Annotated in this window: 22 protein-coding genes and 1 pseudogene; 22 read left to right on the forward strand and 1 reads right to left on the reverse strand. The window is 56.7% G+C overall.

The window, feature by feature from the left end:
* The first annotated feature begins 55 nt into the window (after window positions 1-55).
* The 17 genes and pseudogenes from PL263_RS03500 to PL263_RS03580 all read left to right on the forward strand — a co-directional run bounded on the left by PL263_RS03500 (window position 56) and on the right by PL263_RS03580 (window position 20,386).
* On the forward strand, window positions 56-1,843 hold the full coding sequence (locus PL263_RS03500; RefSeq protein WP_278211705.1) for a MotA/TolQ/ExbB proton channel family protein: 1,788 nt from the start codon (window positions 56-58) through the stop codon (window positions 1,841-1,843).
* Between the two features lie 86 nt (window positions 1,844-1,929).
* Window positions 1,930-2,335, forward strand: a pseudogene (locus PL263_RS03505) (biopolymer transporter ExbD).
* 9 nt (window positions 2,336-2,344) lie between these two features.
* A complete protein-coding gene (locus PL263_RS03510; protein WP_260839342.1) occupies window positions 2,345-3,007 on the forward strand; it encodes an energy transducer TonB in 663 nt (220 codons plus the stop codon).
* A 23-nt stretch (window positions 3,008-3,030) separates the two neighbouring features.
* Window positions 3,031-4,725 (forward strand): putative porin, encoded by a 1,695-nt coding sequence (locus PL263_RS03515; protein WP_278211706.1) that lies wholly within the window; start codon window positions 3,031-3,033, stop codon window positions 4,723-4,725.
* A gap of 13 nt (window positions 4,726-4,738) precedes the next feature.
* Window positions 4,739-5,398 carry a hypothetical protein gene (locus PL263_RS03520; RefSeq protein WP_278211707.1) on the forward strand — a complete coding sequence of 220 codons (660 nt, stop codon included), beginning with the start codon at window positions 4,739-4,741 and terminating at the stop codon, window positions 5,396-5,398.
* 290 nt (window positions 5,399-5,688) lie between these two features.
* Complete coding sequence (locus tag PL263_RS03525; RefSeq protein ID WP_278211708.1) at window positions 5,689-8,073, forward strand: tetratricopeptide repeat protein; 2,385 nt, start codon at window positions 5,689-5,691, stop codon at window positions 8,071-8,073.
* Between the two features lie 206 nt (window positions 8,074-8,279).
* Window positions 8,280-8,453 (forward strand): DUF2292 domain-containing protein, encoded by a 174-nt coding sequence (locus PL263_RS03530; RefSeq protein WP_278211709.1) that lies wholly within the window; start codon window positions 8,280-8,282, stop codon window positions 8,451-8,453.
* Between the two features lie 129 nt (window positions 8,454-8,582).
* On the forward strand, window positions 8,583-10,088 hold the full coding sequence (locus PL263_RS03535; RefSeq protein ID WP_278211710.1) for an alginate export family protein: 1,506 nt from the start codon (window positions 8,583-8,585) through the stop codon (window positions 10,086-10,088).
* A 200-nt stretch (window positions 10,089-10,288) separates the two neighbouring features.
* Entirely contained in the window at window positions 10,289-11,293 is a 1,005-nt protein-coding gene (locus tag PL263_RS03540; protein WP_278211711.1) for a sulfate ABC transporter substrate-binding protein, read from the forward strand.
* A gap of 126 nt (window positions 11,294-11,419) precedes the next feature.
* The gene (cysT, locus tag PL263_RS03545) at window positions 11,420-12,247 is read left to right on the forward strand and encodes a sulfate ABC transporter permease subunit CysT (RefSeq protein WP_278211712.1); all 828 of its coding nucleotides are present in this window, start codon (window positions 11,420-11,422) and stop codon (window positions 12,245-12,247) included.
* A gap of 10 nt (window positions 12,248-12,257) precedes the next feature.
* Window positions 12,258-13,130 (forward strand): sulfate ABC transporter permease subunit CysW, encoded by an 873-nt coding sequence (gene cysW / locus PL263_RS03550; protein ID WP_278211713.1) that lies wholly within the window; start codon window positions 12,258-12,260, stop codon window positions 13,128-13,130.
* A 156-nt stretch (window positions 13,131-13,286) separates the two neighbouring features.
* Window positions 13,287-14,330, forward strand: coding sequence for a sulfate ABC transporter ATP-binding protein (locus PL263_RS03555; protein ID WP_278211714.1), 1,044 nt, complete (start codon window positions 13,287-13,289; stop codon window positions 14,328-14,330).
* A 34-nt stretch (window positions 14,331-14,364) separates the two neighbouring features.
* Entirely contained in the window at window positions 14,365-15,267 is a 903-nt protein-coding gene (locus PL263_RS03560; RefSeq protein WP_278211715.1) for a LysR substrate-binding domain-containing protein, read from the forward strand.
* A gap of 81 nt (window positions 15,268-15,348) precedes the next feature.
* A complete protein-coding gene (gene cysK / locus PL263_RS03565; RefSeq protein WP_278211716.1) occupies window positions 15,349-16,326 on the forward strand; it encodes a cysteine synthase A in 978 nt (325 codons plus the stop codon).
* Window positions 16,323-17,252: a serine O-acetyltransferase EpsC gene (epsC, locus tag PL263_RS03570; protein WP_278211717.1), complete on the forward strand. Its 930-nt coding sequence runs from the start codon at window positions 16,323-16,325 to the stop codon at window positions 17,250-17,252. Before cysK ends, epsC begins: the two co-directional genes overlap by 4 nt.
* Window positions 17,253-17,676: 424 nt before the next feature.
* Window positions 17,677-18,594: a family 2A encapsulin nanocompartment shell protein gene (locus tag PL263_RS03575; RefSeq protein ID WP_064026839.1), complete on the forward strand. Its 918-nt coding sequence runs from the start codon at window positions 17,677-17,679 to the stop codon at window positions 18,592-18,594.
* Window positions 18,581-20,386 carry a family 2A encapsulin nanocompartment cargo protein cysteine desulfurase gene (locus PL263_RS03580; protein WP_278211718.1) on the forward strand — a complete coding sequence of 602 codons (1,806 nt, stop codon included), beginning with the start codon at window positions 18,581-18,583 and terminating at the stop codon, window positions 20,384-20,386. Before PL263_RS03575 ends, PL263_RS03580 begins: the two co-directional genes overlap by 14 nt.
* 42 nt (window positions 20,387-20,428) lie before the next feature.
* On the opposite strand, the gene PL263_RS03585 is transcribed toward PL263_RS03580, so the two are convergent.
* Window positions 20,429-21,328 carry a hypothetical protein gene (locus PL263_RS03585; RefSeq protein WP_278211719.1) on the reverse strand — a complete coding sequence of 300 codons (900 nt, stop codon included), beginning with the start codon at window positions 21,326-21,328 and terminating at the stop codon, window positions 20,429-20,431.
* Between the two features lie 237 nt (window positions 21,329-21,565).
* Between PL263_RS03585 and atpD the strand changes: the two genes are divergently transcribed.
* From atpD to atpE, 5 genes are read left to right on the forward strand one after another with little or no spacing between them, the layout of a single operon-like run.
* Window positions 21,566-22,999, forward strand: a complete 1,434-nt coding sequence (atpD, locus tag PL263_RS03590; protein WP_278211720.1) for a F0F1 ATP synthase subunit beta — start codon at window positions 21,566-21,568, stop codon at window positions 22,997-22,999.
* A complete protein-coding gene (locus PL263_RS03595; protein WP_278211721.1) occupies window positions 22,996-23,406 on the forward strand; it encodes a F0F1 ATP synthase subunit epsilon in 411 nt (136 codons plus the stop codon). Before atpD ends, PL263_RS03595 begins: the two co-directional genes overlap by 4 nt.
* A 2-nt stretch (window positions 23,407-23,408) precedes the next feature.
* The gene (locus PL263_RS03600) at window positions 23,409-23,687 is read left to right on the forward strand and encodes an AtpZ/AtpI family protein (protein WP_278211722.1); all 279 of its coding nucleotides are present in this window, start codon (window positions 23,409-23,411) and stop codon (window positions 23,685-23,687) included.
* Window positions 23,684-24,370, forward strand: a complete 687-nt coding sequence (locus tag PL263_RS03605; RefSeq protein ID WP_278211723.1) for a F0F1 ATP synthase subunit A — start codon at window positions 23,684-23,686, stop codon at window positions 24,368-24,370. Before PL263_RS03600 ends, PL263_RS03605 begins: the two co-directional genes overlap by 4 nt.
* Window positions 24,367-24,633 carry an ATP synthase F0 subunit C gene (gene atpE / locus PL263_RS03610; protein WP_140912860.1) on the forward strand — a complete coding sequence of 89 codons (267 nt, stop codon included), beginning with the start codon at window positions 24,367-24,369 and terminating at the stop codon, window positions 24,631-24,633. Before PL263_RS03605 ends, atpE begins: the two co-directional genes overlap by 4 nt.
* Window positions 24,634-24,648 lie beyond the last annotated feature (15 nt).

The following is a 24,648-nucleotide window of genomic DNA, read 5'->3' on the forward strand; positions in this document are numbered from 1 at the left end:
AAAATGTAAAGAAAAGTCGGGATAATTCGCTAAGTACCTTGTTTTGAGAGAGAAAATGAAGCGGATTGCCTTGTTAATGTTGGCCCTGTCGATGATGCCCGGATTGGCGCAAGCCTGGTGGAACGACGACTGGGGCTATCGGAAGAAAATCACCATCGACGCGCAGCAGTTGCAGCAAAACGGCGTCAAGCCGGTGGCCGAGGGCTTGGTGCCGGTGCGGCTGCATACCGGCAATTTCGGTTTCTTTGCCGATCTGGCCGAGAACGGCAAGGATTTGCGGTTTTTGGCGGCCGACGATAAGACACCGCTGAAATATTTCATCGAGAAAATCGATACCGTCAACGAGATGGCCCTGATCTGGGTCAAGCTGCCAAAAGACATCGCAAGCGCCGACGAGGCCATGTTCTGGATGTATTACGGTAACCCGAAGGCGGTCGACGCCCAGGACGGCGCCGGCATTTTCGACGTGGCCCAGGCTGTGGCTTATCACTTCGACGCCGATGCGGTCAAAGACGCCACGGCTTACGCCAATCAACCGTCTGCGGCGACCTCGACCCGAATCGAAGGCGGCGCCGTCGGTGACGCCGGTGCATTCAACGGTAGTCAGGCGCTGAGGATCGCCGCGACGCCGGCCGTGCAAATGGCGGTCGAATTCGGCTGGACCGTGTCGGCCTGGGTCAAGATCGACCAAGCCCAAGCCGACGGCGTGATTTTTCAGCGCGACGGCCTGACGTTGTCCGTTAGAGGCCAGACCCCGGTATTGGACCTTAACCGTAAGGAACTGGTCAGCCCGACCGATCTGAATCTGGCGACTTGGCAATTCCTGGCGGTCAGCGCCACCAAAGAAGGTTTTACCTTATACGTCGACGGCAAGCCGATGGGCGTGTTGCCGGCCAGCGTGCCGACTCTACTCGGCGACAGCAGCATCGGCGCGGCGGTGGACGGTTCCCGCGGCTTTGCCGGCGCGATCGACGAATTCGGCATCGCCAAAGTCGCCCGCGACCAGAATTATTTGCAATTCGCCGCGTTGATGCAGGGCCAGTCTTCGGCGTTGTTGAACTACGGCGAGGACAGCACGCCGGACAGCGAAGAGGGCGGCGAATCCTACCTGATGGCGACGCTGGACAACGTTACGCTGGACGGTTGGGTCATCATCGGCATTTTGGCGGTGATGTTCATCATTAGTTTTCTGGTGATCGTCAGCAAGGCGATTATTCTGAACCGTACCCGCAACGAAAATAAAAAGTTCGAGGCAGCGTTCAGTCAGCTCGGCTCCAAAAACCTTACCAACCTCGATCATCAGGACGAGGAAGATCAAGCGGACTTCGACGAATCACCGTTGCTGCTGTCGTTGACCGGTAACCATGCGGCCTTCGCCGGTTCATCCATCTACCGTATCTACCATATCGGCGTTCAGGAAATGAACAAACGACTGGCCAAAGGCGTAGGCGCCGATGCCGCCGAACAGGGCTTGTCCGCACAGGCGCTGAATGCGGTCAAGGCTTCGATGGACGGGGTGTTGGTGCGGGAACTGCAAAAACTCAATTCGCAGATGGTGCTATTGACCATCGCCATTTCCGGCGGTCCGTTCCTGGGTCTGCTGGGTACCGTGGTCGGGGTGATGATTACCTTCGCCGCGATTGCCGCCAGCGGCGAAGTCAACGTCAACGCCATCGCACCGGGTATTGCCGCGGCTTTGGCTGCGACCGTGGCCGGTCTGGGCGTGGCGATTCCGGCGCTGTTTGCCTACAACTACCTGGGTAGCATGATTAAGGCAATCACCGCCGATATGCACGTCTTCGTTGACGAATTCATCGCCAAACTCGCCGAACAGCACAGCTAATTTCCCATTCTTAGCAGACGCAGCGCTCACCTGGCGGACAGTTGCCGGTAGCGCCTGCGCAAGCCACGCAGTCAAGAGAATACCCAATGAAAGTTCAAGAAGAAAACGCCGCATACGACGAAATCAACGTCACGCCGATGCTGGACCTGGCTTACGTGTTGTTGGTGGTGTTCATCCTGATGACCACCGCCGCGGTGCAGGGCGTCCAGGTCAATCTGCCTAAGGCCAGCAACACCCCAAGTTTGGCCAAACCGCAAACCAAGGCCATTACCGTCACTGCCGACGGCACCATTTTTTCTGGATACCTTTCCGGTGACGATGGAACAGCTCGAATCCACGCTGCTGCAATACAAGGCGGCAAATCCGGAATTGCCGGTGGTGGTCAAGGGCGATGCCACGGTGCAATACCAAAGCGTGGTCGACATTCTGGCCTTGCTGGGCCGACTGGAAATCACCCAGGTCGGTCTGGTCACGCAGAACCTCGTGAAATAAGTTGGCGCGATGTCGAAAAAGAAGCATTGGCGGGTTTACATACCCATGGTGATAGGCGCCTTGATCGCGGCGGTGGCGATTTTTTATATCGTCAAAGTCATCATCGACTTCGCCGGTAACAAACCGGCCAAAAACGAAAAGAAAATCCAGCCGATCACCTTGCTGAAACCGCCGCCACCGCCGCCTCCGCCACCGAAAGTGGAGAAGCCGCCCGAGCCGGAAATCAAGGAAAAAATCAAGGAACCGGAGCCGGAACCCGAGCCTGAGCCGGAACCCGAACCGGAACAGGCACCGCCGCGCGATTTGGGGCTGGATGCCGAAGGCGCGGCCGGTTCCGACGGTTTCGGTCTGGCGGCGCGTAAGGGCGGCACCGGCCTGTTCGGCGGCGGCAGCGGCAATCCCTACGCCTGGTACGGAGGTCTGATCAAGAACGGCATTTCGGCTCTGCTGAACAACCACGAGGAGCTGCGGCGCAAGGGTTATACCGCCATCGTCAAAGTCTGGTTAAAGGCGGACGGTTCAGTAGAACGGGTGGAGTTAGCCAAGGGCAGCAACGATGCCGAAATCGACGAGCTGTTGAGCCGTTTGCTGAACAAGTTCGACCGGGTCGCGGAACCGCCGCCGCCCGGCATGCAGCAACCGGTCAAATTGAAGATTTCATCGAGAATTTAAAAAATCATAGGTAGAACAAAACAATGGCGAACAAAACACGGCTGATGGCCTTGGCGCTGTCGGGGTTGATCGGCAGCGTCCAGGCCGGCGAGAAGGAAGAATTGCTGAAGCTGCGCAACACCACCACCAATTTGATCAAACAATTGGTGAAGCAAGGCATCTTGACCGACAAGGCGGCCAACGAAATGATCAAGCAGGCCGAAGCCGACGCCGGCCAGCAGGCTGCAGCCGCAAAAGCGGCCGGGGAGAAAGAGGCGGTGCCGGCCGACGAAGTGCGAGTGGCTTACGTGCCGGACTTCGTCAAGGACGAGATTCGCCAGCAAGTGCGTAGCGAGCTGCGCGAGGAAGTGGTCGGCGACGTGATGCAAAAAGCCAAGAACGAACAATGGGGCTTACCGAATGCGTTGCCGGACTGGACCCGCAAGTTCAAATTGTCCGGCGATTTGCGCTTGCGTTCGCAGCACGATTATCAGGCACCGGACAATATCCCAAATTCTTATCTGGATTACCAGGCTATCAACAATGCCGGTGGTGTTACCAATGCCGGCCTGGATGCGTTTTACAACACCACCGAAGACCGCCATCGTTTCCGGGAAAGGTTGCGGATCGGTATCGATGCCAACGTTACCGACAACTTGAAGGCCGGCGTCAGGCTGGCGACCGGCAACCAGCGCGATCCGGTATCGACCAACCAGGATCTGGCCAACTTCGGTAACCATTACGATTTCACGGTCGACCGCGCCTACCTGCAATACGATGCGACCGACGACAACAAATTCAAATGGCTGACGCTGAGCGGCGGCCGGATCAAGAACCCGTGGTACACCGGCGGCGGCGAGTTTACCGGCGGTAGCGAGTTGCTGTGGGACGTCGATTTGTCGTTCGAGGGCTTTGCCGCGACATGGCGCCACCACTTGGGCGACTCCGGCAGACTGATGGATGCGGGAGACCAGAGCCATCAGGCCTATCTCACGGTCGGCGCGTTTCCATTGCAGGAAAGCAGTTTCAGCAGCGACAAATGGCTGTTGGGCGGCCAGGCCGGCATAGATTGGGCCTTTACCAACCAGGACAATTTGAAATTGGCCGCGGCGTATTACGATTACGTCAACCTGCAGGCCAGGCAAAATACCACCGCTTCCGGCACCTGCGACACCAACAATCGAGCCAATACCGCCTCGCGACCGCAGTTTATGCAAGGCGGCAATACCTTGGCGACGATTTGTAAGGAAGGCACCCGCTTGGCGCCCGGCACCTTGCCGGCCATGGTCGGTTTGGCGTCGGATTTCAACATCGTCAATATCAATGCTTCTTACGACATGGTCTTGTTCGCGCCGTACCATCTGCGCATCAGCGGCGACTACGCCAGAAACATCGGCTTCGACAAACAGGAAGTCAGTCGCTTGTACGGTTCCGCGGTCGATGCCAAGACCACGGCCTGGCAGTTCCGCGCCGATTTCGGTTGGCCCAAGGCGGAAGTCGCCGGGCATTGGAACGTATTCGCCGCTTATAAATACGTCGGCCGAGATTCGGTGTTGGACGCGTTTACCGATTCGGATTTCCATTTGGGCGGCACCAACGTCAAAGGTTGGTTCATCGGAGGCAACTACGGTTTGATGAAAAACGTCTGGTTGACCGGACGCTGGCTGACGGCCGATATGATCAGCGGCCCGACCTGGGGCGTCGACGTGCTGCAAATGGATATCAACACCCAGTTCTAGGCGAGGAGGCGACATGAAGCGGTATCAGATTACCTGGCATTTGCCGGCGGGATTGTTGCTGGCGCTGGCAGTTTCGGCGACGGTTTCGGCCGCGCCGCGCGAGGCGTCTAAAGACAGTGGCGCGGTCTTGAAACTGCAGGGCATGGTGAAAAGCCTGACCGCCGAGCGCGACGCGGCCCAAGCCGAAACCGCCAAACTGAACGAGCAACTCAAGCAGTTGGAGCAACTGAAGAAAGAGCATTCCGCCGCCGTCGCGGCCAAGGAGCAACTTGGTAGCGAATTGTCGGCCCAGCGCAATGCCGCCGGCGAAGTGCGCGAACGTCTGGAAAAATCCAACGCCCGCTTGCAGGAGGCCTTCTCCAAAAACCAGGAGCTTAGCCAGGCTAAGGCCGAATTGGCCGGACAGTTGGCGGCGTTGAAAGGCAAGCAGCAGATAACCGAGCAGCAGTTGAACGTTTGCGGCGAGCATAATCTGAAGCTCTATGAAGCCGGAAAGGACTTGCTGCAACGCTACCAGAACAAGGGCGCCCTGTCCGGTTTGCTGGAGCAGGAAACCTTGCTGCAGTTCAATAGTGTGGAAATGGAAAACATCGTCCAGGAATACGAAGACAAATTGCGCGCCGGCAAGCTGGCGGAGCAAACCGCGGCCGAGGCCGGCATCCCCGCCCAATAAGCCTTTCCGTTGCCAGGGGTGCGGCGTCATGTCGCACCTCGTTTCCCCGCAAATTACCGAAGCCAGTACCAGTTTAACGATACAAATAAGTTAAAATCGGGCTAGCGGCGTTTTTAAAGCGGCTAAGGAAACGATATTCGAAGTTCCGTTTTTCGACGGAAGATCATTGCGGACCAGATGTAAGGCGTTGATTTTTCAGCGTCTATTTGAATCTGTTCCGGGCGGGATGGAGTCATCCGCTTCGACCGGCGCGTCCTAAACAACCACACGCAAGAATCATCGAGATACTCATGACAACACATAATTTTTTGAAAAATCTGGGCATTGTTGTTTTGACGACCGGATTGGTGGCCTGTAACGGCGCCGAGGAACGGAAAGCGAAATACATGGAAGAGGGTAAGCAGCTGTTTCAAGCGGGCGATTACGAGAAAGCCCAATTGGCCTTTAAAAACGTTTTGCAAATCGATCCAAAGGATGCTGAAAGCCGGTTCCAAATGGCTGAGGCGCTTAGCAAGCAAGGTAAAATTGAAGCCGCGTTCAAGGAATACAGCGGCGTTGTCGCCAGCAGCGAAAATCATGTGATGGCCAGAGTCAGGGTCGGCCAGTTGCTGCTGTTGAATCGAATGGTTGACGATGCCGAAAAAATGGTCGGTGAAGCGCTGGCGAAAGAACCGGACAACGTCGAAGCGCTGGTGTTGCTGGCCGGCGTGCAATCGGCCAAAAACAATAACGACGGCGCCATTGCCTCGGTCGAGCGCGCGCTGAAACAAAGCCCTGACGACGTACCGGCGACGTTGATGATGGCGTCGATTCAAACCCGGTTGGATAAAACCGATCAGGCCATTGCCTTATTGCAACAGGCGATCGCAAAAAAAACCGACAATGTACCTTTGCGCAGCATGTTGGCCGGTTTGTACGCCAAAACCCAGAACGCGGCAGAAGCGGAAAATACGCTGGCGGAAATCGTCAAGATCGAACCGCAGCAATTGCAGCATTACCGCAGCCTGGCGCTGTTTCAGGTCGGCACTCAACAAGTGGACAAAGCAGAAGCCACTTTGCGTAGTGCCGTCGCCCAAATGCCGGACAATGACACTGCGAAAACCTATTTAATTGATTTTTTGCTGGAAAAACGCGGACCGGAAGTGGCAATAGCCGAACTGCTGCCGATGATCGAGCAAAAGCCGGAAGCCTACGAACTGAAGTTTAAATTGGCTAATATTCATTTGGCCAAAAAAGAATTCGACAAGACCGAAGCGACATTGAAAGAGATTGTCGACCGAGACAAATTAGGCCCAAACGCGATTACCGCGCGCAATAAATTGGCAGCCTTGTATGCCTTGACCAAACGCGGCGACGAAGCCAAAGCTCTAATCAAGGAAGTACTGGAAAATAATCCGCGCGACGCCGAAGCTTTGACGATGCGCGGCCAATTTGCGCTGGCGGAAAATCGGATTCCGGACGCAATTGCCGACTTCCGCGCAGTGCTGGTCGATCAGCCCAATAATACCGGCGTGTTGAAAATGCTGGCGGCGGCGCATCTGCGCAATAACGAAGACGAATTGGCCCGCGAAAACATGGAAAAAGTCGTGTCGCTGGCTCCGGCCGACGAAACCGCGCAACTGGATTTGGTCGGTCTGTTTTTGAAAGGAAATAAGCCCGATCAAGCCAAACAGCAATTGGAAACCTTGTTGAAAGCGAATCCGAAAAGTCTGAAAGGCCTGGAAGCTCTGTTCAAACTGGAAGTGACACAAAAGCACTGGGACAAAGCCCAAGCCGCAGCCAAGCAGGTTCAGGATTTGAACGACAAGGACGCTACCGGTTTTTACATGTCGGGTCTGGCCTACCAGGCGGAAAACAAGTTGGCGGAAAGTGTCGACGCTTTTAGTAAAGCCTTGGAGCGAAAACCGGATGCGGTGGAGCCTTTGACCGAAATGGTGAAAAGCTATCTGGTCATGAAGCAATCGGATAAAGCGTTGGCTAAATTGCAGCAGATTGTCAAACAACAACCTGATCACTTCGTCGCGTACAACCTGATCGGTGGCGCCTATCTGAACGAGCAGAAGTTTGCTGAAGCTAAAGCCGCTTACCAGAAGGCGGAGTCGATCAAGCCCGATTGGTACAGCCCGTATCGCAACCTGGCTTTAATCGAACTGGCCCAGAAAAACAAAGCCGGCGCGATCGATATCTATAAAAAAGGTATCGAGAAAACTGGCGGCGCCATGGAACTGGTCGACGATCTGGCGCGCCTTTACCACCGCGACGGTCAGAATCAGGAAGTGTTAGCCCTGTATGAAGCTTCCTACAAACAGCATCCGGATTCGGCGGTGGCGGTCAACAATCTGGCAAGCTACTTGTCCGATTTCGCGGCGACGCCGGAAAATCTGGAGCGGGCTGCCAAACTGGCAGAACCCCTGCTGAAAACCAACAATCCGAACATGCTGGATACCGTGGCCTGGATTGCCTACAAGCAGGGCAATTACGACAAGGCTAAGGAAATCATGACCAAGGCGATCGAACGCGACGCACAATCGCCGATCAGCAACTACCACATGGGCATGATTTATTACAAAACCAACGATCCGGTCAAAGCCCGCGAGTATCTGCAAAAAGCGGTCGACAAGAAAGTCGAGTTCGACGGCTTGGCCGAAGCCAAGGAAGTGCTCGGCAAGCTGTAAACCGCCGCGCTTCGCCACCGGAAAACGCCGTCCCGCAAGGGCCGGCGTTTTTTTTTGCGTTTAGATTTTGGTATGCGCTGGTGCGTTCAATCTTTATCGGTTTTTTCGATTTAATAATCGATATTTACCGTTTCAAACCGCAATTTGTTTTCCGTAACATGCTTCGCAACAGAACTTTTTATGCAGTTCACGCAAGCGGAGACCCCATGCAAATCCAATTCGACACCGACTTTTCAACATCGGCCCAGCAGCAAGAGCTGGTCAGGCAAGTCATCGCCATCTTGCGGGGGCTGCGTTTCGGTTCGGTGGAAATCGTGGTGCACGACGGCCGTGTGGTGCAAATCGAGAAACATGAAAAGTTTCGCGTGAAAAGTGCCTGACGCATCTAACCCCAGTTCTACCGTACCCGCGGCGAAAAAACCAATAGCACCGATAACCGACCGGATCGCCGGAAGTTAGCCAATCAGGAATTTTGATTCCACGTCTGCAACCGAATACACGAGTTAACCATGAGAAGAAAACACATCAGCGCACGATCGGCGACCGGCGCGATCGGCTTACTGCTCGGCCTTATTGGGAACGCCGCTGCCGAGGATTATTACCGGCCGACCAAAGGCTACCGCGTGGAACCGGCACCGGATACGCCGGCCTACGTGCGCAACTTGAGCAAAACCCAATTCGAACAATTCCGCAATGTAGAGTGGCTGGACGTCGGTCTGGATTTTCGCAGCCGTTACGAATACCGGGAAAACGATTACCGGCCGGTAGGGGCAAACAACAGCGGAGTTTACCGGCCCGATCCCGACAATATCTGGTTGTTACGAACCCGGGCTTTTCTGGGGGTAAAGGATATTCTCGATCCGCTACGCTTTGTCCTGGAATTGGAGGACGCCCGCAGCTACAACGGCCTCTACTCGCGGACCGACGCCGACGTCAACGAATTCGAAATGATCCAGGGTTATGCCGAGTTGTATTTCGCCAATGCCTTGGGCCATAACCGGCCGATCAGCATTCGCGCCGGCCGTCAGCATCTGGAGCTACTGGACCGGCGCCTGGTCGGTAACAACGAATTCCGCAACACCACCAACAATTTCGAAGGTTACCGGGTGCGGTTCGGCAAGCGCCAAAACAATTGGGATCTGGATACCTTCGTATTTCAACCGGTCGACCGCTTGAAGTACGATTTCGACCAGCCCGATGAAGACACTTGGTTCTATGGCGCGGTGCTCAGTTGGAAGCAATGGTCGGACTATGTGACGATCCAGCCCTACTTCCTGGGTAAGCACGTCGATGGCGATCCGCGCAATACGATCAACGCCAACCGCAAAGCCGATGCCGATATTTATTCGCCGGGTTTACGGGTTTACGGCTTGTTTTGGGACAGCGGCTTCGATTTCGATGCCGATCTCACCAAGCAGTTCGGTCACCAAGGCCGCTTGACCGGAACCAACCGCAACAACTACTCGCAGATCGTCGAACAACACGACGCTTTGGCGTACTCGCTGGAGCTGGGTTACACCTTCGACCACGACTGGAAGCCGCGCGCCAGCCTGTATTACGGCTACGGTACCGGCGATAAAACCGGCGGCGACCGCACCAATCAACGCTTTGATGCTTTCTACGGCTTTAACCAGCCTTGGTCGCGCAACGACTATTACTCGTGGGACAACATTCATGCGCCGAAGGCGCGGCTGGAATTTACGCCCTACAAGGATGTGCGGATCGATACCGGTTACAACGCCTATTGGCTGGAAAGCGATGCCGGCGGTTGGCGGCGGGCCGGTTTGGGTAACGGCAACGGCAAGACCTTTATGGGTCACGAATTCGATATCCGCCTGCGCCACAAGTTGAATGCTTTCGTGGATTGGAGCTTGAGTTACGCCCACTACACGCCCGGAGACTATACGACCTCTTTGGCCAGAACCAACGGCCCTTTTACCAACGAACCGAGCAACTTCTTTTATTTCGAAGTTTCGTTGAATGCGTTCGGCGACGGCAAGCCCAAATATCATTAATTAGGCACTCATTCCCCGGAACAGGTTTGGCCGCTTGGTCGAGCCGGGCGGTGCCGTGGGTTTTTATATCCCTAAATAAGATATGTATCTCGAAAACGATCATTTTAAATCAGATAAAAGGCCGCGTACCATATCGCCAAAGGTGTTAACGCCGGGCGTTTCGGCGGCCGCCTACCGAATCAATCTCTTGAGGAGTCATTATGAAGCTGAGTTACACCGTTAAATCCGTGCTGCTTGCATTAGGCCTGCTGGCTAGCGCCACGGCGGCAGCGGACCGGACCATCCTGAACGTGTCATACGACCCGACCCGCGAGTTCTATCAGGATTTCAACAAGGAATTCATCAAGTACTGGAAACAAAAAACCGGCGAGGACGTTAATGTCCAACAATCGCACGGCGGTGGCGGCAAACAGACCCGGGCGGTGATCGACGGCCTGGAAGCCGACGTCGTGACCTTGGCCCTGTCCTACGACATTGACCAGATCGCCGAGAAAGCCAATTTGCTGCCGAAAGACTGGCAAAAACGCCTGCCGGACAACAGCTTGCCTTACACCTCCACCATCGTGTTTCTGGTGCGCAAAGGCAATCCCAAAGGGATCAAGGACTGGGGTGATCTGACCCAGGAAGGTTTGCAAGTGATCACCCCAAACCCGAAGACCTCAGGCGGCGCCCGCTACAACTATTTGGCGGCCTGGGCCTACGGTGAGAAGAAATTCGGCAGCAAGGACGCCGCCAAGGATTTCGTCAAAAAGCTGTTTAAAAACGTACCGGTACTGGACTCCGGTGCGCGCGGCTCGACGACCACCTTCATCCAGCGCGGTATCGGCGACGTGTTGATTACCTGGGAAAATGAAGCCTTCCTGGCCTTGAAGGAGTTCGGCTCCAGCGAATATGAAATCGTCGTGCCGCCGACCAGCATCAAAGCCGAAACGCCGGTGACCGTGGTCGACAAAGTGGTCAAGAAAAACGGCACCCAGGACTTGGCCGAAGCCTATTTGAATTATCTGTACACCCCCATCGGCCAAAAACTGGTGGCCAAGCATTTCTATCGGCCGTCGCATCCGGAACACGCCGATGCCGAGGATCTGAAACGCTTCCCGAAACTGGAATTGTTCACGGTGAATGAGCGCTTCGGCAGCTGGGCGCAGGTGCAGAAAGAACACTTCGACGACGGCGCCAATTTCGACCAGATATATACGCCTTGATACTACACGGCGGGGCGTCGGAATGGCGGATGCCCCGCCGCGTTACCGGCTTAGCGCCGGCTCGCGAAAAACGGATGAGAGATATCACACCGCTGTTTTTTCCAACTAAAGCCTGATACCGAACTTATGCCACAAAGCCACATCATGCCCGGATTTCGTCCCGCTTTAGGGTTTACCTTGCTTTACCTGACGCTGATCGTCTTGATTCCGCTCAGCGCGCTGTTGCTGAAATCGCTGAATCTGAGTCTGGAACAGTTTTGGGGGATTTTGACCAACAAGCGGGTCATTGCCTCGTTCCAGGTCAGTTTCGGTGCCGCGTTGATTGCCGCCGCCGTTGCCGCCGTGTTGGGTTTTGTCATCGCCTGGACCTTGGTGCGCTACCCGTTTACCGGCAAAAAACTTTTCGATGCGCTGATCGACTTGCCGTTTGCCTTGCCGACTGCCGTGGCCGGCATCGTGCTGGCGACGATTTACGAACCCAAAGGCTGGGTTGGCAAATGGGTGATTGAAGCTACCGGTGTGCAGATCGCCTTCAAACCGCTGGGCATCGTGTTCGCATTGATCTTCATCGGCTTGCCGTTCGTGGTGCGCACCGTCGAGCCGGTGTTGCAGGAATTCGATCTGGCTATGGAAGAAGCCGCTGCCAGCCTGGGTGCCAGCCGCTGGCAAGCTTTTATCAAAGTGATTTTCCCCAACATTCTACCGGCGACCATTACAGGGTTTGCCTTGGCTTTTGCCCGCGGCGTCGGCGAGTACGGCTCGGTGATTTTTATCGCCGGCAACATGCCCTACATCTCGGAAGTGGTGCCGCTGTTAATCATCACCAAGCTCGAACAATACGACTACGCCGGCGCAACGGCGATAGGCCTGACCATGCTGGTAATTTCGTTCCTGTTGTTGCTGTTAATCAATAGCCTGCAATGGTGGGTGCGCCGCCGTAGCGGCCAACTTTAAGGACACTGCGATGAGTGCGATTTCTACAACTATTGGAAAGCCGGCCAAGGCGCTGGCGCTGAAAGATGCCGACTGGGTGCGGCTAGTGCTGATCAGCATCAGTCTGGCCACCATTGGCCTGTTTTTGGTGTTGCCGCTGGCGACGGTCTTGATCAATGCCTTCAGCAAGGGCTGGTCAGCGTATGCCACGGCGCTGCAACATCCGGACGCTCTGGCGGCGATGCGTTTGACCTTGCTGACCGCGGCCATCACGGTGCCGTTGACCACCGTGTTCGGTGTGTCGGCGGCTTGGGCTATCTCTCGCTTTGAGTTTCGCGGCAAAAGCCTGTTGATTACCTTGATCGATCTACCGTTTTCGGTGTCGCCGGTGATCGCCGGGTTGATCTACGTATTGATCTTCGGCTCGCAAGGCTGGTTGGGGCCGCTGTTGGCCGAACATAACATCAAGATCATCTTCGCCGTGCCCGGCATCGTCCTGGCGACCTTGTTCGTCACCTTTCCATTCGTTGCCCGTGAATTGATCCCGCTGATGCAGGAAATCGGCCACGAAGAGGAAGAAGCCGCCTTGTCCTTGGGTGCCAGCGGCTGGCAAACCTTTTTCAAGATTACCTTGCCCAACATCAAATGGGGCTTGCTTTACGGCGTGCTGCTCTGTAATGCCAGAGCGATGGGCGAGTTCGGCGCAGTGTCGGTGGTATCCGGCCATATTCGCGGCCTGACCAACACGCTGCCGCTGCACGTCGAGGTCAGCTACAACGAATACGACTTCGTCGGTGCTTTTGCCAGCGCGTCGATCCTGGCCGGCTTGGCGATCGTGACTTTGATCTTCAAAACCCTGCTGGAATGGAAACAAAACGAAGAACGGAAGAAGGCGGAGGAATAAAAATCAAAACAACGTAGGTCGGGTTACGACTGCATGGATGCATACCCTCTGGGGCATAAAGGAGGTAGGGTAACGCAGGATCGGTTACCGAGCTAAGCGTAACCCGACACGCCGGCCTGCAAGTCTATGGCTAAGTTAGATTCACAGAGGCACAAAATGAGCATCACCCTACAAAACATCAGCAAACAATTCGGCGATTTCAAAGCCCTGGACAACATCAACCTGGACATTCCGGAAGGCGAGTTGGTGGCGCTGCTTGGCCCGTCCGGCTGCGGCAAGACCACCTTGTTGCGCATCATCGCCGGCCTGGAACAGGCCGATCAAGGCCAGGTTTTTTTAAAAGGCGACAACGTCACTGAGCAGCCGGTGAAGAATCGGCAAATCGGTTTCGTGTTTCAACATTACGCCCTGTTTCGGCACATGACGGTGTTTGACAACATCGCCTTCGGCTTGCGCGTCAAATCGCACCGAGATCGGCCTAGCGAAGCGATCATCCGCAAGAAGGTTCATGACTTGCTGAATTTGGTGCAACTGGATTGGTTGCACGACCGATTTCCGGATCAATTGTCCGGCGGCCAGCGCCAGCGCATTGCGTTGGCCCGAGCCTTGGCAGTCGAGCCGTCGGTATTGCTGTTGGACGAGCCGTTCGGCGCGCTGGATGCCAGCGTGCGTAAAGATTTACGGCTGTGGTTGCGGCATTTGCACCACGAACTGAACGTGACCAGCATCTTCGTGACCCACGATCAGGAAGAAGCGATGGAAGTATCGAGCCAGATCGTGGTGCTGAACCACGGCAGGATCGAACAAAAGGGCACGCCGACCGAAATTTACGATCATCCGGCCAGCGACTTCGTTTCCCGTTTCATCGGCCAGACCAACGTCTTCAAACTCGACGACGAAGAGCACTTCTGGCTGAAGCAAAGCGGCGTGATCGTCGACGACTCGCAAGGGATTGTCGCCCACGTCCGGCCGCACAATATCGGTATCGAGAAACCGGTCGATCAGGCCAAGGCCCCCGTCTATCTGAAAGATTGGCAACATCTGGGCGGCACGATTCGGCTGGAATTGAACCGGGACGGCGTCAACGGTTCCGGCGCGACCATTTACGCCGAAATGCCGAACGAACAGTTCCGCGAGTTGGCCTTGGAGAAGGGCGACCGGGTGGCGCTGAGAATCAAGCATGCGCATTGGTTCAACTGATGACTAGAACCCGTCTGCAAGGGAGTGTGAATCGATGAATTTCAGCCAATTGGAGTTGCTGCGGTTGTTGCCGGAAACCCAGTTCAACCTGTCGAAGGCGGCCGACAAAGTCAATATCGTTCAATCCGCCGCCAGCCGCCATATTCAATTGCTGGAAGATGAATTGGGCTCGCCGTTGCTGGAACGACACGGCAAAAAAATCCTGGGTTTTACCCCGCTGGGCGAGCGGGTCATGAAGGAAATCGAAGGTATCGATCTGGCCAAACGCAACATCCAGACCATTGCCGACGACTACCAGGCCAACCGCAACGGCGCGTTGCACATCGCCACGACGCACACGCAGGCCAAGTATTTGTTGCCGGAGCCGATCCGCAAATTTCGGGAGCAATTTCCCGGTGTGACCATTTACATGGTGCAGTCGTCGCCGGGCGAAATCATCGATTTGCTGTATCGCCACGAAGCCGACATCGCCATCTGCACCGAAAAAATGGAGGACAGCGAGAAACTGGTGATCAAGCCGTGCTACGAATGGAACCATGTGGCGATCGTGCCGCAGGGACATGCGTTGGCGGCGGCCAAGGTGACGCTGGAGAAACTGGCCTCTTATCCGTTATTGACCTATTCACCCGGTTACACCGGCCGCTCCAATATCGAAAAAGCCTTTGCCAAGCAAGGTCTGGATTTAAATATCACCTTGTCGGCCGCCGACTCGGATGTCATCAAGACTTATGTCAGGCTGGGGCTGGGGGTGGGCATTATTTCCGGCGCTTCGTACGAGCCCGTCAACGACAGCGATCTGGTCTGTATCGACCTGGCGCATTTGATTCCACGCTCAATGACCAAATTGGCGTATCTTAAGCAACTGTATCTGCCCACTTATTTACGTTGCTTTATTGAGGAATTGCTAAACGCCGATATTGGCCGGCCGGCGGCTTGAACAGGGTGCTACGGACGATGAGAGGGGATATTTTCAACGCTTTATAACGTATTCGCGCCGTTGTGGCGCAAGGACATCAACATGGCATATTGGTACCCAGACAATTCGCAATCGATTGGCAACACACCGCTGGTCAGACTCAACCGCATCACCGAAGGCGCGCCGGTAACCTTGCTGGCCAAGATCGAAGGCCGCAACCCCGGTTATTCGGTGAAATGCCGAATCGGCGCGGCGATGATCAACGACGCCCAACAGCGCGGTTTGTTGGGACCGGGCAAGGAAATCATCGAACCGACCAGCGGCAACACCGGCATCGCCCTGGCTTTTGTCGCGGCGGCGCGCGGCATCCCGCTGACCTTGACGATGCCGGATACGATGAGTATCGAACGCCGCAAATTGTTGGTGGCCTATGGGGCCAAACTGGTGTTGACTGAGGGTGCCAAGGGCATGAAAGGTGCGATTGCCAAAGCCGAGGAAATCGTCGCCTCCGATCCGGAACGCTATGTTTTGTTGCAACAATTCAAGAACCCGGCCAATCCGGCGATCCATGAACAAACCACCGGCCCGGAAATCTGGCGAGACTGCGACGGGGCCATCGATATTTTCGTCTCCGGCGTCGGCACCGGTGGCACGATTACCGGGGTGTCGCGTTACATCAAGCTGACCCAGGCCAAACCGATCGTATCAATTGCGGTCGAGCCGGAAGCCAGTCCGATCCTGACCCAGTTCCGTAGCGGCCAGGAACTGCAACCGGCGCCGCATAAAATTCAAGGCATTGGCGCCGGTTTCGTGCCGGATATTCTGGATTTGTCGCTGGTCGACGACATTGAGCGGGTCAGCAACGACGAAGCGATTGAATATGCCCGGCGCTTGGCGCGGGAAGAGGGGATTCTGGCCGGCATTTCCTGCGGTGCGGCGGTCGCCGCCGCAGTGCGGGTAGCCAAGCGCGAGGAAAACGTCGGCAAGACCATCGTCGTGATTCTGCCGGACTCGGGCGAACGTTATCTGAGTTCGGCCTTGTTCGAAGGCTTGTTCGATGCGCAGGGTGTGGCGGTATGAATGTAAGCGATATTGGCTACGGCTGGGGTATCGACGCGCTGGTCGCCGAATTGCGCGACCTGCGCGTAAAATCGCTGGAAGATCGCCGTCGCCGCGAGCATCCGCCGAAATTGCCGTCGCGGAAAGTGCTCGGGCCGATCATTGATAGCCTCGGCGCGGTGTTGTTTCCGAATCGTTTGGGCCAGGAGGACTTGAACGACGAAGGTATCGACTACTTTGTCGGCCATACCCTGGATAGCGTGTTGCGGAAGTTGAATTGGCAGGTAGCATTGGAGCTGCGTTTTGTCGCCGAGCAAAACGGCTCATCGACCGATGTCAAACCACGGGCAGTCGAGATAACCCGCGAATTTGCCAAACGGCTGCCGAAAATACGGCTGTTGATCGATAGCGACATTCAGGCCGCGTACGAAGGCGATCCGGCCGCGCGTAGCTCGGACGAAGTGTTGGTGTGTTATCCGGGGATTACTGCGTCCATTCACCATCGGGTCGCCCACGAGCTTTACAATCTAGGAGCGCCGTTGGTGGCCCGGGTGATTGCCGAGTTGGCGCATTCGGCCACCGGTATCGACATCCATCCCGGCGCGCAAATTGCCGATTGTTTTTTTATCGACCACGGTACCGGCGTCGTCATCGGCGAGACTGCCGTGATCGGCAGCCGGGTGCGGGTCTACCAGGCCGTCACCTTGGGTGCGAAGCGCTTTGAAAAAGACGATAGCGGCATGCTGGTCAAGGGTAATGCCCGCCATCCGATCGTCGAGGACGATGTGGTGATTTATGCCGGCGCTACGATCTTGGGCCGGATCACGATAGGTAAGGGCTCGATCATCGGCGGCAATGTCTGGTTGACCCATAGCGTGCCGCCGGGCAGCCATGTCAGCCAAGGCCAAACCCGCACCGAAATTTTCGCCGCCGGTGGCGGCATTTGAAGTTTTTTATAAAAAAAATCGGTTTAACCGAAAACTTTTTTACCGAACGCGTTTTTAATGCGCCGCCAAGAAAATCGTAATAAAAACAAATAGATAAAATCGGTTGACGACGTATAACGCGTTTTCTAAATTTCTCTAAACGTTATTTTTAGATAAGCATATTCAGTAACTCGATAACGGCCGCTGTTTCACAGTCTGCGCGGCTTGACAGCCTTTCCAACAAGCCAGTATCTTGATATCAATCATCCGCTGACCGGACCGCCGGAAGCCAATGAGTCTTGACCGTTTTAGTGACGGTGGAGGCTCATTGGCTTTTTTTTGGCCTGAAGAAAACTAGTGCATCAGGCCGGTTTCCGGTGCGGCTGATGCAAAAAGGATCGCGAAGGCGATTTTCAATTGTCACCACACCACTTAGGGAGTTGTTATGTCGGATATCCATGAAGCCCATACCGCGTTAGGCGACGTCGCCGCGCGCACCTTATCGAACGCCACCAAAACCGTGCCGATGATGGGCACGATTACGCCGCGCTGGCTGGTACACCTATTGCCTTGGGTACCGGTGGAAGCGGGTATCTATCGGGTCAACAAAGTTAAAAGCGAAACCAGCATTGCCGTCGATTGCTCCAGCCTGGACGAGAAAGTGCTGCCGCAAACTTTCGTCGATTACGAAGAGTGGGGCCGCGAATACCGCCTGAATGCGGTCAACACCGTATTGGACGTGCACACCCGCGTTGCCGACTTGTATAGCAGCCCGCACAACCAAATCCACGAGCAATTGCGGCTGACCATCGAAACCGTCAAGGAGCGCCAGGAAAGCGAACTGATCAATAACGCCGAATACGGTCTGTTGAACAACGTCGCCGAGTCGCAAAAGGTCAAAACCCGCAAAGGTTCGCCAACCCCGGACGATCTGGACGAACTGATCGCCCGAGTCTGGAAGGAACCGGCGTTTTTCCTGGCGCATCCGCGCGCCATAGCCGCCTTCGGCCGTGAAGCCACCCGTCGAGGCACGCCGCCGCCGACCGTGTCGTTGTTCGGTTCGCAGTTCATCACCTGGCGCGGTCTACCGTTGATCCCAACCGACAAACTGAAAATCACCAACGGCAAAACCAACATTCTGCTGTTGAGGACTGGCGAAAGCCGGCAGGGCGTAGTCGGCTTGTACCAACCGAATCTGACCGACGAACTGAGCATGGGCTTGTCGGTGCGCTTCATGGGCATCAACCACAAAGCCATTGCCTCGTATCTGGTGTCGCTGTATTGCTCGCTGGCGATTTTGACCGACGACGCCATCGGCGTGCTCGAAAACGTCGAAGTGGACAACTACTATGACTACGCCTAATCCGGATTTGGCCGCGCTGGCGCAACAAGCGCTGAACGGCGGCCCGGTGCCGGCCGGCTTGCCGGACACGGCAGAACTAAGCCGTCTGGCCAACCTGTACTTCAGCGCTACGCCGACCAGCGACGCTACTGCTGTCGATAATGTGCCGCCATCAGCGGCGGCGGCAGCACCGTCGTTTCATTCGGTACCGGCTGGCTTTAACCGCCGTCCGGGCATCGACGACGCTTTCGTGCCCACGGCGCCGAGTGCGGCCGCGTTTGGCGATCACTATAGCGATGCGATCGACAATGTGCCGCATTCGGCCGCCACGTTGGCGCCGGCCGCAAACGTAGCCTCCGGTTTCGATCGGCTGCCCGGTATCGACCAAAATGCGCTGTCGGGCTTGGTGTCGCGTAGCTTCGGTCTGCCCGGCGAAGCGGAACTGAAACAAGCCTTGGCCGTCAAGCCAGGCAACTTGGTGGGTTCCAAACCGCCGGCAGTCGCTTCGACGTTCTACTTTTTGAATGATGTCTCAGCCTTGGCTCGATCGGCGCAAATCCCAAGTCTGGGTTCGGCGCATCCGGCTTTCGACGTGCATGCGGTGCGCAAGGATTTTCCAATCCTCGCGGAACGCGTCAACGGCTATCCGCTGGCCTGGCTCGATAACGCCGCAACCACGCAAAAGCCGCAATGCGTGATCGACCGGATTTCCGAGTTTTATCGACACGAGAACTCGAATATCCACCGCGCCGCGCATGAACTGGCGGCGCGGGCTACCGACGCTTACGAGGGTGCTCGGGATACCGTGGCGCGTTTCATCAATGCGTCGTCGGCCGACGACATCGTATTTGTGCGCGGTTCCACCGAGGCGATCAACTTGGTCGCGCAAAGCTGGGGCCGGCAATTTATCGGCCAAGGCGACGAGATTGTCATCAGCTGGCTGGAGCATCACGCCAACATTGTGCCGTGGCAGCAGCTATGTCAGGAAACCGGCGCGGTGTTGCGGGTGATTCCGGTCGACGACGACGGCCAGGTGATTTTGGCCGAGTACCAAAAATTGCTGAACGCCAAAACCAAGCTGGTATCTTTCACCCAGGTTTCGAACGCCTTGGGTACCGTAACACCGGCGGCGGAAATGATCGAACTGGCGCATCGGGCGGGGGCCAAGGTGTTGCTGGACGGCGCGCAATCGGTGTCGCATTTGCGGGTCGATGTGCAAAGTCTGGATTGCGATTGGTTCGTGTTTTCCGGCCACAAGATCTTCGGCCCGACCGGCATCGGCGTGTTGTACGGCAAGCCGGAACTGTTGGCAGCCACCCAGCCGTGGCAGGGCGGCGGTAATATGATCGAAGACGTCACCTTCGAGAAAACCGTCTACCAGCCCGCCCCGGCCAAATTCGAAGCCGGTACCGGCAATATCGCCGATGCGGTAGGTTTGGGCGCGGCGCTGGATTATTTGAGCCGAATCGGCATCGAGAACGTGGCCCGTTACGAGCACGAGTTGCTGGAATACGGCATGCACGCGCTACGCATGATTCCGGGCTTGCGTTTGATCGGCACCGCGCCGGACAAAACCAGCGTGTTGTCGTTCGTATTAGCCGGCCATAGCACACAGGATGTCGGCAAAGCCTTGAACGAAGCCGGTATTGCCGTGCGTTCCGGCCACCATTGCGCCCAGCCGATTTTGCGCCGGTTTGGCTTGGAAGCGACGGTCAGGTCTTCACTGGCGTTCTACAACACCTACGAAGAAATCGATCGCCTGGCAGCTGTGGTCAAACGTCTGCAATGTTCTAAAACCCACTTCAGCGGTTAGTTAAGAGCGGGATCGGGGCAGAGCCCCGGTTCCGCTTGCCATTCACGAAAATGCGCGTCGGCTTTGGTAAGTCTCGGCCTTGCCGGCCAGATAGTCAGAATCGCGTTTATTCGCCGACGTCACCGGCAGTTCGAAATAGCGGCCTTGCACCAAGCTGAAGCCGCTCTGTCTGGCCAATGCCGCGCTGCGCTTGTCGGCGACATCCAATAGCAAGCTGCGGCCATTGACCGAGGCGACCAGGCTGTTCAGTTGCTGGATTTTGCCCAGCAACTGGTTGTCTCTGACCTGATCCAACTGCTCGGCGGATAAGCCGACAAAATCCGGCGATAACCGGGAGATCAATTCCAGCGCGGCTTTTTCCAGCGACTGAACGTCGAATTTCAACGCCAGCCGGTAACCGCGGCGTTGGTAATTTTCCAGACCTTTTTGCAGGGACGGAAAGAAGCGGGCGTAAGCGTTGCTGACGCTCAGCGCTATGGCCACGTTACTGGTTTGCAAGCCGCATTTGACAATGATCTCTTCGAAATAAGCGCCGTGGTCGGCCTTGACGCCCAGAATATGCCGCGGATCGACGTACAGAAATAGCAATTCGTCCAGATGCGACTGCGGCAGGTAGTTCAGCATGTGCACGGTGCGGGTCAGCCGGTCGAAGTTGATCACCGAATCGCTGTTGCTGGGCGCTTGAGGCAGGCTGAGCAGATTGTCCAGCTCGTTACCCAACAGCGTCTGTACCGGATTCGCCGCGACCGTCAATTGCGCAATATGGCCGACAACCTGCGACGTGCGCAAGGTTTCCCGGATCGGCGCCAAGGTGCTGCCGACTTTGATCGGCCCGAACAAGCCGTGTACGACGCCATTCTCCAGCAAAAACGGCCGGACACCATCGGCGTGTTCCTGTTCCAGGCGGTCGTTGAAATATTCCACTAGTTGCTGCAAAGGCATGATCGCTTCCTCTCGATTGAAATTGTAGAGCGGGCAGGGCAGCCGGTCGGGACAGTACCGTCCGGCGTTATATCGAGCAATGTTAACGACTGTATTTTGTGAAATAAAACGATATTATTAGAATTGTTAATCACGATATTAGATTAATTGGGAGCTGAATGGCGGGTGGGCGCGGCGCTGGTGAAAATTGGGGCTTAGGAGTAGTATTTCTGTAGCTTTTATATGGAAATCGCGCTTATGGCAGACGCATCGATCGTCCGGCAGTCGGCCGCAACCTCAGGCTCGGCGCCGGCGGAAAGCCAACATTACCCGCAGCAACCGGTCGGCCGTATCGAAGCGGCACAGGGGCCGGTGGTGGATGTGCGCTGCGAGTATCTGCCGCCGATCGGTCAGGCTTTGGACGTGATCAACGGCGGATCGGCCTATGTGATGGTGGTGTTTCAACATCTGGAACCGACCTTGGTGCGGGCGATTGCCTTGCATCCGGTGTCCGGGCTGTATCGCGGCATGCCGGTTTACGACCGCGGCGACGCGCTGCACGTGCCGGTCGATCCGGCTTGTCTGGGGCGGATGTTGAATCTGTTCGGCGAACCGCTCGACGGCGGCGCGCCGCTGCCGAGAAAGGAATTTCGCAATATTCTGGCCAAGCCGCCGCTGTTGGCGGATACCTTGCCGGCTTCGCAAATCCTGGAAACCGGTATCAAAGTCATCGATTTGCTGTGTCCGTTCGTGCGTGGCGGTAAAACCGGCCTGTTCGGCGGCGCCGGCGTCGGCAAGACGGTGTTGATGATGGAATTCATGCATGCGGTCAGCGCCGGCATGCAAGGCGTTTCGGTGTATGCCGGGGTCGGCGAACGCATGCGCGAAGGCCACGAACTGTGGCACGAAATGGCCGATGCCGGCGTATTGCCCAAGGCTTTGCTGGTCTACGGCCAGATGGACGAATCGCCCGGCGTCCGCTTTCATGTCGGTTACACCGCCTTGACCTATGCCGAGTATCTGCGCGACACGCTGCACGGCGAGGTGCTGTTTCTGATGGACAACATTTTCCGTTTCGTTCAGGCCGGCAGCGAGATTTCCGGTTTGCTGGGGCGGATGCCGGCCACGGTCGGCTACCAGCCCACCTTGCTGACCGAAGTTGCGTCGTTGCAGGAGCGCATCGTCTCCACCCGTTCCGGTTCGATCACCTCGGTGCAGGCGGTGTACGTGCCGGCCGACGACATGTCCGACCCGGCCGTGGCGACGATACTCGGCCATCTGGATAGCGTGGTGATTCTGTCACGGCAGCAGGCGGCCAAAGGCATCTATCCGGCAATCGATCCGCTGCGCTCCGGCAGTCGGATCATGGACCACCATATTCTGGGCGAGCGCCATTACCAAGTAGCGCGGGCGGTGCGCGAACACCTGTCTCGTTACCGCGAGCTGGAAGATATCATCGCTATGCTCGGCATCGAAGAATTGTCGATCGAGGACCGGCGCATCGTCGAACGCGCCCGCCGTCTGCAACGCTATCTGACTCAACCCTTCGTTACCGTCGCCGACCACACCGGTTTGCCCGGCGTGCGGGTGCCGCTGCAGCAGACCATTGCCGATTGTGAGGCTTTTATCGCCGGCAAATACGACTCGCTCAGCGAAGCCGACTGTTACATGAAAGGAGCGATGCCGGTATGAGCGGATTTAGCTTGACCCTGCTCGACAGCCGCGGCGTCGAGCATTTCGAACAAGTCGGCCAATTCGTCGGCGCCGACGCCGACGGCAGTTTCGGTATCTTGCCCGGCCACGTGCGGATGATTGCGTTATTGCGTTACGGGCTGGCGCGGTTTCGCGACCAAGCCGGTATCTGGCGCTATCTGGCTCTGCCGGGCGGCGTGTTGCGCTTTGCCGATAATCGAATGACGTTGACCGCGGTGCGCTATTTTCTCGGCGACGATCCCGACGCTTTGTGCGAGCAATTGGCGGCGGAAATGGCGCGCACCGATTCGGAAGTACATCGGGCGCGAGCGACGCTGACTGAAATCGAACGTTCGCTATTGCGGCGTTTGGCGGAGTTGAGCAACCGGGTTGCAGGGGGGCGATAGCCATGAGTTTTCGGAATAAATTGATCGAATTCACCCGGCGCGATGCGCGGCGCTTGCAGGAACAACGCCGGCAATCGGCGTCCTGGTTCGGTGTGTTGCTGTACGGCGGTACGCTGGGACTGTTGTTTGTCGTGCCCATCGTCGCCGGAGCCTACCTGGGGCGTTGGCTGGATACGTTGGCGGACGGTTATTCGGTGCGCTGGACCGTCAGCCTGATCGTGTTGGGCATTGTGGTTGGTGCCTACAATGCGCTGCGGTTTTTACAGGAGCATTCGCGATGACCGAGCCCGACCTTGCCTTGCATCTCGGGCCGTTGGCGATCAGCGGCACGGTGTTGACCACCTGGGGCGTGATGGCCGGATTTACCTTGCTGGCGTTACTGCTGCGCTTGCCGGCGAAGGGCGGATTGGCGCGGCTGCATACGGCGCTGGAGGCGGTGGTGGTCGCAATAGATGGCGCAATCGGCGAGGTGCTGCCGGCAGCTGCGGTGCGACGGGTATTGCCGTTCGTCGCGACGCTGTGGCTGTTCGTGTTGGTCGCCAATCTGGTCGGCCTGATTCCGGGCTTGCATTCGCCAACCCGTGATTTATCGGCCACGGCCGCACTGGCAGTACTGGTGTTCGCCTCGACCCACTGGTTCGGCATTCGCGACCGCGGCCTGCGCAACCATCTGCGCCGCTACATCGAACCCAGCGTGATCCTGCTACCGTTTCATATCATCAGCGAATTGACCAGGACGCTGGCCTTGGCGATCCGTTTGTTCGGCAACGTCATGAGTCTGGAAATGGCCGCGTTGCTGGTATTGCTGATCGCCGGCTTTTTGGTGCCGGTGCCGCTGTTAATGCTGCACGTGGTCGAAGCCGTGGTGCAGGCCTATATCTTCGGCATGCTGGCCTTGATTTACATCGCCGGCGCGCTGGAGCCCAACGAATCCGACACTTCAGCCACGGAGAATCCGTCATGACCGATTTACACCTGTTCAGCATCATCTCCACCGGCGTGGCCGGCTTGGTCATCGCCCTGGGCACCATGCTGCCGGCCATCGCGATGGGCAAGGCCATTGCCAGCGCGTTGGAGGCGCTGGCCCGGCAGCCGGAAGCGGAAAAAACCATCACCCGCACCTTATTTATCGGTTTGGCGATGATCGAATCGCTGGCGATTTATTGTCTGGTGGTGGCGTTGATCGTGCTGTTCCGCAACCCGTTGTTGGAGTATTTCCTGGGTTAGGCCGCCGAGTGATCG

The sequence above is a fragment of the Methylomonas sp. EFPC3 genome (assembly GCF_029643245.1).
In the GTDB taxonomy this organism is placed as follows: Bacteria; Pseudomonadota; Gammaproteobacteria; order Methylococcales; family Methylomonadaceae; genus Methylomonas; species Methylomonas koyamae_B.